The 15791-nt window shown below is 40.3% G+C and carries 7 protein-coding genes; all 7 read left to right on the plus strand.

What is annotated here, in order from left to right:
• Window positions 1-229 precede the first annotated feature (229 nt).
• Window positions 230-7057, plus strand: a complete 6828-nt coding sequence (gene sov / locus BN1354_RS07070) for a T9SS outer membrane translocon Sov/SprA (RefSeq protein ID WP_053826684.1) — start codon at window positions 230-232, stop codon at window positions 7055-7057.
• Between the two features lie 76 nt (window positions 7058-7133).
• Window positions 7134-7871, plus strand: a complete 738-nt coding sequence (locus BN1354_RS07075) for a dienelactone hydrolase family protein (RefSeq protein ID WP_053826685.1) — start codon at window positions 7134-7136, stop codon at window positions 7869-7871.
• A gap of 227 nt (window positions 7872-8098) precedes the next feature.
• Window positions 8099-9661: a sensor histidine kinase gene (locus BN1354_RS07080; protein WP_053826686.1), complete on the plus strand. Its 1563-nt coding sequence runs from the start codon at window positions 8099-8101 to the stop codon at window positions 9659-9661.
• Between the two features lies 1 nt (window position 9662).
• Complete coding sequence (rprY, locus tag BN1354_RS07085; protein ID WP_045089090.1) at window positions 9663-10379, plus strand: response regulator transcription factor RprY; 717 nt, start codon at window positions 9663-9665, stop codon at window positions 10377-10379.
• A 210-nt stretch (window positions 10380-10589) separates the two neighbouring features.
• Window positions 10590-11027, plus strand: a complete 438-nt coding sequence (locus BN1354_RS07090) for a DUF6769 family protein (protein WP_053826687.1) — start codon at window positions 10590-10592, stop codon at window positions 11025-11027.
• A gap of 95 nt (window positions 11028-11122) precedes the next feature.
• The gene (locus BN1354_RS07095; RefSeq protein WP_053826688.1) at window positions 11123-12649 is read left to right on the plus strand and encodes an efflux RND transporter periplasmic adaptor subunit; all 1527 of its coding nucleotides are present in this window, start codon (window positions 11123-11125) and stop codon (window positions 12647-12649) included.
• Between the two features lie 17 nt (window positions 12650-12666).
• Window positions 12667-15786, plus strand: coding sequence for an efflux RND transporter permease subunit (locus tag BN1354_RS07100; protein ID WP_053826689.1), 3120 nt, complete (start codon window positions 12667-12669; stop codon window positions 15784-15786).
• Window positions 15787-15791 lie beyond the last annotated feature (5 nt).

Raw genomic sequence — 15791 nt, forward strand, 5'->3', positions numbered from 1 at the left:
AAAATAGAAGAAATTGAAGGGAAGAAATTGAGACCATGCAGTAAATTTTTTAAGATTATAAATCATTTCTGTTGTTGTCAATCTCTTCAAGAGTTTATAAATCAGTAAAACAGTTGTTGGAAAGCAATCCTGAAGACAAAGATTAAACAGTTGGCGTTTTACGTAATACGCTAATAGATTAGAAAACTGTTTAGCTGTTGTCTCACTGAAAAAGTTTATTCACATATCTATGTTAATACTCCTGCTGGTTTTGCAGGAGAAGATGGTTTATGCATTAACAGCATCAGATAGATTAGTAACAGAGTCAAACAATAATGAAGTCGACTCGCTTCAAAATCCTCTTGAAAAACTTCATACCCCTCCCTATATACAAACCTCGATTAGGTATGACTTTCTGACTCAAAGATATATCCTCGAGAAAAGAATTGGTTCAACCCTCCTATCTGAGCCGGTTTATATGACCTTTGATGAATACAAAAGATATAATCAGCAACAAAATCAGACCAGTTACTTCAGAGAGCGCAACTCACTCACTTACAACCCCTCTCAGTCGCCTCAACGTTATCAGCTGCCACAGCGAAAGAAAAAAAGAGATCCGATGGAATCGGTATTTGGTCCCGGCGGACTTCAGATTACCACCAACGGATATATTCAGGTGGGTGCAGGGTTTAAACGTAATATAATCAACAACCCTACTCTCCCGCAAAGAGCTCGCAGAAGGACATACTTTGATTTTGATCAGGATATTGATATCAACATGAATGCAAAGGTTGGTGAGAAGATCAACTTTGATATAAATTACGATAGTGAGGCAGGTTTTGATATGGACTCCAAGAAGATAAGGCTTGCCTACACAGGAAATGAGGATGATATAATAAAGAATATTGAAGCGGGTAATGTGAGTATGACTACCACCAACTCGCTGATTGATGGTGGTGCTGCACTTTTTGGGATAAAGAGTGATTTGCAGTTTGGTAACCTCCATATAAATACAATATTCTCGCAGCAGCAGTCGGAATCACAAACTGTTACCTCAAGCGGGGGAGTCAACACAACACCTTTTGAGTTCAGGGCAGATGAGTATGCTGTCAATCAGCATTTCTTTCTTGGTCACTATTTCAGGGAAGCATATGATAAAGCGATGAGCAAGCTCCCCTTTGTGCAGTCGCGCGTCTCAATAACCCGTATGGAAGTATGGGTAACAAACAGGCGCAGCAATTATGAGCAGGTGCATGATATAGTTGCATTTGCCGATCTGGGTGAGCATGATAATATACATAACCCCCTGTGGATTAGCCAGGGCAGTGTAGAAATTACCCATAATGGTGCAAACAACTTGTATAGTCAGCTGACATCAGTCTACGATGGAGCACGTGATATCATCAATGTTGCAAGTGTGTTACCTGCAATGATGACACAGGGTACCGATTACGAGAAGCTAGAGAATGCACGAATGCTTACTTCTGCTGAGTACAGATATCAGCCTCAGCTTGGATATATCTCCCTGAAAATGCCACTTCAGGATGATGAGGTACTTGCTGTCGCTTTTGAGTTCAGCTATAATGGCGATGTTTATCAGGTGGGTGAATTTGCAAATGATACTGAATCATCGGGAGCTGTTTTTGTTAAGCTCCTGAAGCCTGTTTCTCTATCACCATATTCACCAACATGGAATCTGATGATGAAAAATATCTACTCGCTGGGGTATGGAATTTATGAGATTCAGAAAGAGAGATTCAGGATGGATATCGCCTATCAAAGCGATTCGACAGGCATCTATCTTAACTATCTACCGGAGAATGGGATTGGTGACTGGCAATTGCTAAGTCTGATGAATCTCGATCGCCTTAACGGAAGGGGTGATCCCTATCCTGATGGCATATTTGATTTCCTTGATGGATATACTGTTGACACTGAAAACGGAAATATCATCTTCCCTGTTGTTGAGCCATTTGGCTCTCATCTTAGACAGATTATAGGCAATGATGCTGTTGCTGACAGATATGTTTTTCAGGAGCTGTATGACTCAACACTTACAGTTGCGAGACAGATACCGGAAAGAAACAAATTCCGCATGAGCGGTGAGTACAGAGGATCATCAGGCAGCGAAATAAATCTCAATGTAATGAATATTGCCAGAGGTTCGGTAAGAGCTACTGCAGCAGGAGTGGTTCTGACTGAGGGTGTGGATTATAGTGTTGATTACATGATGGGGATGGTTACAATACTCAACAGACAGCTGATTGACTCAGGTACTCCCATCAGTGTGACAATTGAGAATCAGCCCATAATGCAGACTCAGAGAAAAACCCTCATGGGCATTAATTTGCTGTATGACATCAGTAAGAATCTTTCTGTAGGTGGAACATTGATGCACTATTATGAAAAACCGATTATTGCAAAGACCGCTTTTGGTGATGAGGCTTCAAAAAACACATTATGGGGGGCTAATTTGGAATATCGCAAGCAGTCATATATGCTTACCAATCTCCTGGATATGCTCCCTTTTGTGGAGGCTTCTGTGCCATCTGAGATTACTGCCAAACTTGAGTTCGCACAGATGATGCCTGGGCATTACAAAAATAAATACACAGGTGCTTATTCATATCTGGATGATTTTGAATCATCTGCACAGGGAATAGATATACACTCGCCATACACATGGACATTAGCCTCAACGCCATACAACAACAGTCCCAACGCCCTGTTTCCCGAAGCGGCACTTTCTAATAACATCGATTATGGAAAGAACCGTGCTCAGTTAGCTTGGTTTTACATTGATGGAATATTTACACGCCGCAACTCGAATCTCACACCTTCTCATATAAAGAATGACCCTGATCAGCTCTCCAACCATCTGGTACGCGAGGTACTGGAAAGGGAAATCTTTCCTGAAAGAGATGCATATTATGGTATGCCTACAACAATACCAGTGCTAAACATCTCATACTATCCGGATGAAAGAGGTCCGTATAATCTCGACCCGGAGGTGGACAGTGAGGGCAGATTGCTCAACCCTGCCAGTCGATGGGGTGGTATAACACGACGTATGGATATACGTGATTTTGAGGCTGCTAATATTGAGTATATCGAGTTCTGGCTGATGGATCCGTTTGTAAACGACTCACTGGGTGTTTCACGAGGAGGTGATCTCTACTTTAACCTGGGGGATATTTCGGAAGATGTATTAAAAGATGGCAGGAAATTCTTCGAAAACGGTTTGCCACTTGATGGAGATACAACTGAAGTTGGCTATTCAGTTTGGGGAAAATATCCTAAGAGACAGTCAACAGTTTACGCTTTTGACAACTCTGAAGGAACTGACGCCAGGAAGATACAGGATGTTGGACTAAACGGGATGAGCAGTGAGGAGGAGAAAATATACCCTACTTATAGTCGCTACCTCGAGGAGTTGAAACCGCGACTCTCCGGTGCAACCATTGCAAGAATGGAAGAGGATCCCCATTCACCTTTAAATGACCCTTCGGGAGACAAATTCCGTCATTACAGGGGAAGCGAACCGGACCGCCTTCAACTATCTATCCTTGATCGATATAAATATTTCAACGGTACAGAGGGCAATTCACTTGCAGCAGAGGAGGATGGCCATTATGGGGCTTCACGCAATACACCTGACGTGGAAGATATTAACGGTGATAATACGCTCAACGAGCATGAGTCATACTATCAGTATAAAATATCGCTGCGACCGGAAGATATGGTTGTAGGAAGCAATTTCATATCTGACAGCAGGGAAGTAACTGTAAGACTGCGCAATGGCAAGGATAGCAGAGTAACATGGTATCAGTTCAAGATACCGGTGAGAGAGTATCAGTCGGTCATCGGCAACATTCGCGGCTTCAATAATATCCGCTTCATGAGAATGTTCCTTACAGGTTTTGAAGAGCCTGTTTTCCTTAGATTTGCTACACTTGAACTGGTTAGAAGCGATTGGCGTACTTATCGCCGTGACCTGGTTACAGGAGGTGATATCACCGGTGCAGGAAGCATTGACATATCAACAGTTAACATTGAGGAGAATGGTAGCCGCACACCTATAAATTATGTTCTTCCTCCTGGGGTAAACAGAATTATCGATCCCGGGCAACCACAACTAAGGCAAGAGAATGAGCAGTCGATGTCACTAAAAATAACCAATCTGGAACCGGGTGACTCAAGATCGGTTTACCGTAACAGTGCATATGATATGAGGCGATATAAACGTTTGCAGATGTTTGTTCATGCGAGCAGGCTTCAGGAAGACCCCAATCTGGAAGATGAAGATCTTACCATCTTTATCCGTCTGGGTTCGGATTATATGAATAACTATTATGAGTATGAGATTCCGCTGAAAATAACTCCGGAAGGGCAGTACAGCACACATAACGAGGAAGATAGGGAAAAAGTATGGCCTGCTGCCAATATGTTTAATTTTCCGCTGGACTTGCTAACTGCTTTGAAAAATGAGCGCAATAAAGCAGAACATGAGGGATTGATAAGTGACATATTCAGCCGCTTTTCAAAACCTGATCCTGAAAAACCATACAATGCTGTATCGATTGCCGGCAATCCATCACTGGAAGAAGTGAAGGTCATGATGATCGGAATACGTAACAGATCTGATGCAGTGAAGTCTGCCGAAGTATGGGTTAATGAGATGCGACTTAGTGAGTTTGACGAGAAAGGTGGTTGGGCTGCCCAGGCAAATGTTAATCTGGCACTTTCAGATATTGGAAATATCAACATCTCAGGCAGAAAGGAGACTGCAGGATTCGGGGCAATTGATCAGAGCATCCTGCAACGGAGGTATGATGATTTCACATCATTTAGTCTGGCTCTAAACCTGCAACTGGGACGCTTCATGCCAAAACAGGCAAAACTCTCAGCTCCACTATACTACTCTTTCACCAATCAGCTATCAGCACCAATGTATGATCCTTTCAATAAAGATATTTTATTGTCGGAGTCGCTTAAACTATCGGACAATCAAAACTTCACCGACTCCATCAAGAGCATCTCATTAACTACATGGACCAACAAGAATCTGAGCTTGAACAATCTCTTTTTTGATATTAAAAGTAGCAAGCCAATGCCATATGACCCTGCTAATTTCAGGTTTGGATATTCAAGTAATGTAAACAGACAAAAAAGTCCAGATACCGAATTTGCTACAATAAAAGATTGGCGTCTTAATGGTGAATACAGTTACTCTCCACTTATAAAACCATGGCAGCCATTTGCAGACTCTAAATATTTCAACTGGATAAACTTCAGGTTTGCACCCAATTCTCTCAGGTTATCTTCTATGTTATATCGCAATTATCAGGAGATAAAGTTAAGAGATCTGACGCAGTCGCCCAATGATGGACAAAACAGGTTCCTCACATTCAGCAGTAATTTCTTCTGGGACAGGGATTTTGCCTTTACATGGGATATGACCAGAAACCTTCGCCTGTCGTTTCGTTCTGGAACACTTGCAGAGATCGAGGAGCCATACCTTCAGGTGAACAGACAGATAAACAGAAGTGATTATGAGATATGGAGGGATTCGGTAATTCATAGTATAACAGAGCTGGGCAGACCACTTAATTATGAGCAGTCGTCCGAAATAACCTACACCCTACCCTTTGCAAATATTCCATTTCTCAACTGGATTAATTCGAGCGTTGCCTATAACTCCCGCTACAGGTGGGAAAGGGGTGCATTTATAGAGGATGCTCTGATAGGGAATTTCTTGCAGAATGATCTCTCGGTGACTTTGAACAGTGTGTTAAATTTCACCACGCTATACCGGAAATCGCCTCTGAAGACTATAAACATTAACCTTGGATATAAAACGAGAACAGATCTGCCCGGATATAAACCTGTTATAGGTGATATATTTGGTCAGCACAGCAATTCAGGGGTACTACAGCCGGGAATTGCCTTTGCTTTTGGTTTGGATGGTGGAATGGACTTCGTGAAACGTGCACTTGACAATGATCTTCTGGTTATTAATGAGGAAAACATCACACCGGCATTCTTTAATGAGACCGATAATATGAGAATGGAGGCTGTTATTGAGCCGGTGAAAGGACTACTGATCAGTTTGAACATGATATATGAGGATAACCGGAGAACAGAATTGCAATATATGGTGGATGGTATGCCTGTTATCCGTGGCGGAAGTTTTGCTATGTCAACAGTTGCTATATCCAATTATGGTACCCAAGCCTTCAATAAGTTCATGCAAAACAGGGAGATTATTGCAACCAGAGTTCATGGGCAATATCGCAATTTAAACCTTCAGGATATTTTTCCTGAAGGTAACCCAGTGATAAAATCCAACTCTGCTGATGTTCTGATACCCGCATTTATTTCGGCATACACAGGCAGAAACCCGGATAAAACGGGATTGACTGCTTTTCCCGATATACTAACTCTGTTGCCCAACTGGAATATCAGTTACAGGATTAATTCGCTCACTCTCAACCATCGTTATGTATCTCAATACAGAGTTGGGTCATACTCATCTTTCTTAAGCTGGAAACCGGTTACTGATAACAAAAACAGCAATCTGGGCTATATCCGGGATCCTGCGTCAGGTGCGCTTATTGCTACAACACCTTTCGATATTCCTGCAGTCAGCATAATCGAGAGCTTCAACCCATTGATAGAGGCACAAAGTGTACTTTACAACGATGTTAATATGTCAGTCCGACTGAATAAAACCCGTGCACTAAATCTAAATATTGCTTCAAACAGGGTTGTGGAAACAAGTGATAATGATTTCATAGTTAGTATGGGTTACAAGTATGCAAATCTTACTACAAGGATGGATTTGTCTCATAAATCGACTAAGGCACTTATCAGAAAGCTTGAGGATGGATTTACTCAGGCAGCGAGTGGACTAAAATCTACATCAATTTATTTAACTGCGGATTATGCTTTAAGCAAAACAATGACTCTGAGGGCATTTTATGAGAGGATACAGCATAGACCGACTGTATCTTCCAACTCATATCCGATGATTAACAGCAATGCCGGTGTTAGTGTCAGGCTGAACCTTAATCAATAAGTGATCTTAAAAGATTAACACTCAACAAAAAAGGTGTTTTGAATGTTAAGATTAAAACATTCTAAAAATCACGAATATGAGAGTCTTAATTTTAACTGTATTACTAATGAGCGCATTTCAGGGAGTAAGTTCTCAATCACTCAAAACTGTTTCATATCAGGATGAAACTCAGAAATTAAACGGTATTGTAACTTCAAATGCGGGGCAGAAACTACCGGGAGTGCTTATCCTGCCTGCCTGGAGAGGTGTGGATAATGAAGCACGACAGGCTGCTATGGATCTTGAGAAAGAGGGTTATATTGCTTTTATTGCCGATATTTATGGAGAAGGAAATAATCCTGAAGATAATGCCGCTGCTGCAAAGTTGGCCGGTACCTACCGAAATGATTATAAGGCATATCAACGGAGAATCTCGTTAGCTTTAGAGCAGTTAAAGGCTCAGGGAGCAGAAAAGGTTGCTGTGATTGGATACTGCTTTGGTGGTACAGGTGCTTTAGAGGCTGCAAGAGGAGGATTGGATGTTGAAGGAGTGGTTTCTATACATGGAGGATTGAGTAAGGATATTTCTCGTACAAACGGCCCTATCACCACCAAAGTACTGGTAGAGCACCCTGCAGAAGACAAGAGTGTTTCTGAGGAAGATTTTGACAATCTGGTGAAAGAGCTTAAGGAGGGTAATGCCGACTGGCAGATTATTATATATGCAAACACAGGTCACACTTTCACTAATCCTGAATCGCAGGAATATGACGAAGTTATGGCAAAAAGGGCATGGAACCATACCTTGTTGTTTTTAGAAGAATGTTTAAAATGAATTTTAATAACAATAAACTTAAAATCCCATTTTAACAAAACATAATTTAAAACTATAATAGGCCTTTTTTTCTTAATTATTGTTGAAACATCGGTTTTTTCACTCATTTTTTCAATTTTAAGATGATATGTTAAACAAAAAAGTCGTTTATTTGTTAAATTATTGATTAATAAAGACGATCTTTGAAATTAAAATTGTAATAAAAACGGAGGTAAGTAAAAATAAGTATGAAAAAATCGACTATTTGGTTGCTTGCCGTAGTGATGTTTACCGCTTTCTTTGCTTTGCTGTTTCTGCAGGTGAGATATATGCGGACAAGTATGAATATCCGTACCCAGCAGTTTGACGAACAGGTCAACAGAAGCTTGTATAATGTGATGAGGGACCTTGAACAGGACCAGACACTATACTACCTGGAACAGGATATGATTGAGTCGGAAAACAGATATACACAGCAGTATAGCCAGTCGGGCAATACAGAAGGCATCACAAATGAGCAGTCAGTTACTGCCGGTGAGCAGGCTGATGTTGGTGGACAGGAACTTGAATCGAACAGACCGCAACTATCGTTACGTCCGGAAGAGGATCAGGAGAGGGTATTTATTACACCTCGGCAGAATGCCAGTACAATCTCCAAGACGCAGTATGAAATGCAGCAAATACTATCGAAACGTTATCTGCATGAACGATCGCTTTTGGATGAAGTTATCTTTAAGATAATGAATCGTGCCAGCAATGAGCCTATAGAGAACAGGGTTGACTTCAACCGATTGGAGCAAAACATCAGGTTAGAGCTATCCTATAATGGATTGAATGAGCCGTTCAGTTTTCAGGTAGTGAATTTCAACAACGAAGTGGTTTATTCATCACCGGGCTTTTCGAACAGAGACAGAAGTGCGATATATACTCAGACACTGTTTCCCTACGATTCATCGGCAAAGCTTAATACTTTGAGGGTATATTTCCCTACAAAAAGAAATTATGTTTATAGCGAACTTTCATTCTTCATACCATCTCTGATTTTCACGTTTATCCTATTGATAACGTTTATTTTTACAATGGTATCGTTATTCAGGCAAAAGCGTTTGTCTGAAATGAAAAATGATTTTATTAATAACATGACGCATGAGTTAAAAACTCCTGTATCAACAATTTCACTGGCATCACAGATGCTTAAGGATGAGTCTATTCTGAAATCACCGGAAGTGTTTAAACATGTAACCGGCGTGATTAATGATGAGACCAAGCGTTTGAGCCTCCAGGTAGAAAAGGTATTGCATATGTCACTGTTTGATCAGCAGAAGACCAAACTAAAGATGAAAGAGTTAGATGCAAACGATCTGGTGGCGAGTGTTGCCAATACGCATGTTTTGAAGGTGGAAAAACTTGAAGGTACACTTGATATTGATCTTCAGGCTGAGAGATCTACAATATATGTGGATGAAATGCACTTTACAAACGTGCTTTTTAATATTCTGGATAATGCACTGAAATATCGCAAGAGAGATGTGCCGCCGGAATTGATGATTCGCACACGTAATGAAGGAAATAAAATCATTATCTCGATTGAGGATAATGGAATTGGAATGAAAAAGGAGGATGCTAAAAAAGTATTCGAGAGATTCTATCGTGTACATACAGGCAACAGGCACGATGTGAAGGGATTTGGACTGGGATTGGCCTATGTAAAGAAAATAGTAACAGATCTGAATGGCACTATACGTGCTGATAGTGATCTAGGTAAAGGAACAAAATTTATAATAAGTTTACCCGTAATAACACAAAAATGATATGGAAGAAAAATTGAAGATTTTTTTATGCGAAGATGATGAAAATCTTGGCATGCTGTTGAGAGAGTATCTCCAGGCTAAAGGGTTTGATACCGACCTGTTCCCTGATGGGGAAGCCGGTTTCAAAGGGTTTGTAAAAACAAAATACGACCTGTGCATTGTTGACGTGATGATGCCAAAAAAAGATGGTGTAACATTGGTTAAGGAAATTAGACAAATCAACTCTGAGATTCCAGTGATTTTCCTTACTGCTAAAAATATGAAAGAGGATGTACTGGAAGGCTTCAAAGCAGGAGCTGATGACTATATTACCAAACCTTTCAGTATGGAAGAACTTGTTCTTCGTATTGAAGCGATTATCCGTCGTGTTAAAGGCAAGAAGAGCAAAGAACAGCAGGTATACAGCTTTGGTTCGATGATGTTTGATACTCAGAAACAGATTCTGACTATTGGTGACATTCAGACTAAACTTACTACAAAAGAGTCTGAGCTACTTTCACTTCTTTGCGCTCATGCAAATGATATACTCGAAAGAAACCACGCTCTGAAGCAGATATGGGAAGAGGATACATATTTCAATGCCCGCAGTATGGATGTTTATATCACTAAACTGCGCAAGTTGCTGAAACCTGAACCCAATATTGAAATTATCAACATTCATGGTAAAGGATACAAACTTATAGTTCCAACCGAAGAAGATGATAAGTCAGAGTTATAATAGCTGTACACTGAAAATTTAAAAAAGATCGGGCAGGAGGAGAAATATAATTTTCTCCTCCTGTTTTTTTATTACCTGAAAAATTGCAATAAAAACAAGACATCTGTAAACATATTTTATTAATATTGTAGTTTATAAGTAAATACTATAACTTTGTGGAGTATAATTCTGAATCATAATATGTAAGAATTGAAGAGTGAGAAGCAAAAGATGAGATTCATTAAAAAAATAGCACCATTTTTTTTAATTTTTGCAGGCTTTATACTGCTTGCTCATACTGTTATACCTCATCATCATCACGACGACTCCACAATTGTTTTATTAAGCATTCATAAATCAAACTGTACACCTCATGATCATAACCAGTGCGATTCAAATCACTGTGATAACTCTGACAGGGATTGTCGGGATAACAGTAAGAATTGTACAGATGCTAATATTGTTCTTAAAGGTGGCGACGACTCAAGAGAAGAGTTAACAGTTGAAGTAAATGATCTTACTCCGCTCCTGTTGCTTTTTTCAGCAGTTGATGAGTATCACACACTTATAGAAGATTTTCAATCTGAGTTTTACGACACTTTTACCATCCCGGATTATACCGACTATCTGCCTGACTCTCAGGGATTGAGAGCACCCCCTGTTTGCTGATTTATCCAATTTAATTATCAAACTTCTTTATACAGCTTCTTTTTTAGAGGAGGTACTTGAATGAAGTATAGGATAAACTGAGTAAATAAACCAAAATGAAAACATATTATATTTTTATTATTATATCAATTTTCGTGGCTTCATTTATTGGCTGCGGGAACAACAGTCATGAACATGATCATATTCATCACGTGAATGAGTATCTCCATCTGACATCATACACACCTGAATTTGAGGTGTATGTGACTGCCTCACCTCTTATTGCCGGTGAAGAGGCGCATGTTATGGCACATATAACCTTGCTGGAGGATTTTAAACCGATGAATCAAGGGAGGGTGACTGTGAAACTAAACATGGGAAGTGAAACAGTATCACAAACACTTGAAAGTCCAACTCATGAAGGAATATATGAGTTTGAAATTATACCGGCAGAAGCTGGAACAGGCATACTCTCCTTTGAGATTGAATCGTATGGTACAACAACAGTGGTGTCTATGGAGCCTGTTGAGGTACATGCTGATATTCACGAGGCGGAGCATGAACATGCTGAAGCACACTCAGAAGGAGAAAACATTGCTGCCAGTGGAAACAGTGTAAACTTTTCGAAGGAGCAGAGCTGGAAAATAGATTTCTCAACAGAGTTGGTTAAAGAGGAGACCATTGGTCAAATTATCCGTTCAGCAGGTCAAATAAGAAATAGACCGGAAAATGTACATGTAGTCTCTTCCTCAATGGGAGGTGTAATTCAGTTTACGGGAAGCAGCCTGTTTGCCGGGACTCAAGTGAATTCGGGACAATCACTTTTTACAATAGATGGTAGTTCAATGGCTGAAAACAACCTCTCTGTTCGCATTGCTGAAGCTGAAAGTGAGTACAATAGAGCAAAAGCAGAATATGAAAGAAAAGAGTTACTGGCTGCAGAACGTATCGCTTCGGAAAGTGAGCTGAATCAGGCCATGGCTGAGTTTAAACGTGCAGAAGCGAATTACAATAACCTTAGTAGAAACTTCAAAGCTGGCAGTCAGCAAGTCTCCTCCCCTATTTCGGGATACATAAATGAACTACTGGTAAAGAATGGTCAGTTTGTGAATGCAGGTGAACCTGTTATGACAATATCGAGGAATAACAGACTTATCATTCAAACTGAATTACAGTCTAGATATTATGACCAGCTTGATAATATCAATTCTGCGAACTTCAGGATATTAAATAGTGATAAGATATTCTCACTTGATAAAATTGCTGCAGGTAACATACTATATAGCAGATCGGTTGATCTCAATAATCCACTTATTACGTTAACCATTCAGCTTGATAAAGGGGAAGATTTGCTACCTGGCAGTATGGTTGATCTCTATCTGAAAACAGATGGGAATATGAGCGTGATAACTGTACCTAACGAATCAATTGTGGAGGAGATGGGTAATTACTTCGTTTTTGTTCAACAGACACCGGAATTGTTTGAGAAGCGCCCCGTTTTGATTGGTGTTAATGATGGTAGAAGAACAGAAATCAAAGAGGGAGTTTTGGCAGGAGAAAGAGTAATAGCCAAAGGTGCTGTATTGGTGAAATTATCACAATCGGCAGGTGCAATCGATGTCCATTCGGGTCATGTTCATTAATATTAAGGAAGTAAGCTATGCTAAATAAAATTATACACTTCTCTCTTAATAACAGGCTCTTTATTCTGCTTGCAGCAATTCTGCTTATAGTTGGGGGACTATATATTTCTCAGGATATGGAGGTTGATGTATTTCCTGATCTCACTGCCCCTACCGTTGTGGTTATGACCGATGCTCAGGGTATGTCGGCCGAAGAGGTGGAACGTCTGGTTACCTTTCATATAGAGACAGCAATGAATGGCGCTACTGATGTAAGGCGAGTAAGATCAACATCAGCACAGGGTTCATCATTTGTATGGGTGGAGTTCGACTGGGGTGCTGATATATATAAAACGCGACAGGTAGTGAGTGAGAAGCTTGTAACACTTGGAGATGTTTTGCCTGAAGGTGTAATCCCGGTTCTTGCTCCTCAATCTAGTGTTATGGGTGAGATACTTTTTATAGGTATGCAGAGCGACAGCACTTCGCAAATGGAACTGCGCACACTAGCCGAGTGGGTTGTTAAGCCTGCTATCCTGGCAACAGGTGGTGTTTCGCAGGTTACCATTATTGGAGGTGATTACAAACAATATCAGATACTTGCAGATCCTCAACTGATGAATTTGTATGGTGTTACAATGGAAGAACTCACTAAAGCCGGTGCTTCAATGAGCAGTAACTCAAACGGTGGGGTTCTGAGGGATTATGGCAATGAGTATGCTTTAAGAGGTATAGCCCGCACAAACAGTATAGATGAGTTAAAAAACACTTATATTAAGACTGTGAATGGTAGTCCCATTTTGCTATCTGATGTTGCTGAACTGAAAATTGGAAGTGCTGTAAAGATGGGACATGCATCTATGAATGGCAAGCCTGCAGTAATAATATCAGTATCAAAACAACCTCATATAAATACTCTTGCGGTTACTGAAAATATTGAGCGGAATCTAGAAGAGATAAGAAAAACATTCCCTGCAGATGTGAAGATGGACAGTGAGATTTTCCGTCAGGCTGATTTTATTGAAGCTTCGGTAAACAATGTGGGCAAAGCGCTTTTAGAGGGTGCGCTGTTTGTGATAATTGTACTCTTCCTCTTCCTTGGAAGTGGTAGAACTACAATAATATCTGTTGTTGCTATTCCATTATCGCTTCTGGGAACCATAATTGTACTTCACTATTTGGGAATGAACATCAACACTATGACACTTGGTGGAATGGCTATAGCAATTGGTTCTCTGGTGGATGATGCAGTAATCGATGTGGAGAATGTGTATAAACGATTGCGTCAGAATTATAGATTGCCTGAAACTGAACGCAAACCTGTGCTTGATGTGGTTTTTAACGCATCAGTAGAGATTCGTGCTTCCATACTCAATGCAACATTTATAATTATTGCATCATTTGTGCCGCTATTCTTCCTTTCAGGAATGGAGGGCCGAATGCTGAAACCACTTGGCATTGCATATTTAGTTTCTCTCACGATGTCTCTCATTATAGCTATGACCGTGACGCCATTGATGTGCAGGTTACTGTTGACAAATGAAAAATATCTCGAGAAAAAACAGAAAGACAACTGGCTTACCCGCAGATTATCATCGGCATATAAAAGAACTCTCTCCATTGCACTGAATAATAAAAGAAAGGTACTTTATCCAGCATTTGCACTGTTTATTATAGCTTTAGGTTTATTCTTCACACTTGGACAGAGCTTCCTCCCGGAATTTAATGAGGGCTCGCTGGTAATTACTGCAGTTACCAAACCTGGAATTTCTCTGGATGAAAACAATAAACTTGGCAATCTGATAGAATCAGAACTGCTCGATATTCCAGAAGTTACCAGCACAGCCAGGAGAACAGGTCGCGGTGAGCTTGACGAACATGCACAGTCGGCAAACAGTGCTGAGATTGAGGTTAACTTTGACCTGATAGATAGAAGCAGGAAAGATTTTTTAGCAGATGTTCGCTCCAGACTTGCTAACATTCCTGGAGTAGTAACATCTGTTGGTCAGCCCCTGGGACATAGAATTGACCACATGCTGTCAGGTACTCAGGCAAATATCGCGATAAAGATTTTTGGATCCGATCTTAGCTCACTATTCATGATGGGCAATCAGATAAAGAATTCAATTCAGGAAATTGAAGGTGTTGTGGATGTGGCAGTTGAACAACAAACAGAGGTTCCTCAGCTGCAGTTAAGAGCCAACCGGCTTATGCTGGCAAAATATGGAATAACGATAGATGATTTCAACCGATTCATAAATCTTGCTTTCCCCGGTGAGAAACTTGCCGATATTTACGAGGGAGAGCGAAGCTTTGATCTGGTAATCAAGCTCAACGACAATTATACAACTAATATAGAGCAGGTAAAATCTGCACTTATTGATACAGGTTTTGGCGGAAAAGTACCAATTGAAGAGGTTGCCGAGATTGTATCTGTTGGAGGACCAAACAGTATTAGTCGCGAGAATGTGCAGCGTAAGATAGTTGTTTCGGCAAATGTTTCATCAGGATATGACCTGAATGGTGCGGTTAATATGATCAGAAACAGGATAAACAGTGAGATTACACTACCTGAAGGTTACAGAATAGAGTACGGGGGACAGTTTGAGAATGCATCAAAGGCATCGCGTACACTTTTCATAACCTCAACACTTGCAATTTTGGTTATATTCCTGCTATTGTTTGGTGAATTCAAGGATCTGACACTTTCAGGCATCATTTTAATTAATCTGCCTCTTGCCCTTATTGGTGGCGTTTTTGCGCTATTGTTAACGTCAGGTACCGTAAGCATTCCCTCAATCATAGGATTTATAACACTTTTTGGAATTGCAACCCGCAATGGGATTCTGCTCGTTTCCCGATATGAGCATATGAGGCAGGATGGTGAAAATCTTCACGACACAGTATTAAAAGGTTCAGCTGACAGACTAAATCCTATCCTTATGACTGCAATAACTTCTGCCTTGGCTCTTATACCACTTGTATTTCAAGGAGATAAGCCGGGCAATGAAATACAGAGTCCTATGGCTGTAGTTGTTTTGGGTGGATTAATTACTTCCACTTTGCTTAATATTTATATAATTCCAATTGTATATGAGGTAATTCAGAAAAGAAGATCGAGGAAAATAAATAAGTTGATAGTTAAGAAGGTGAAATAAATACC

Origin of the sequence: Lascolabacillus massiliensis (genome assembly GCF_001282625.1) — a bacterium.
In the GTDB taxonomy this organism is placed as follows: Bacteria; Bacteroidota; Bacteroidia; order Bacteroidales; family Dysgonomonadaceae; genus Proteiniphilum; species Proteiniphilum massiliensis.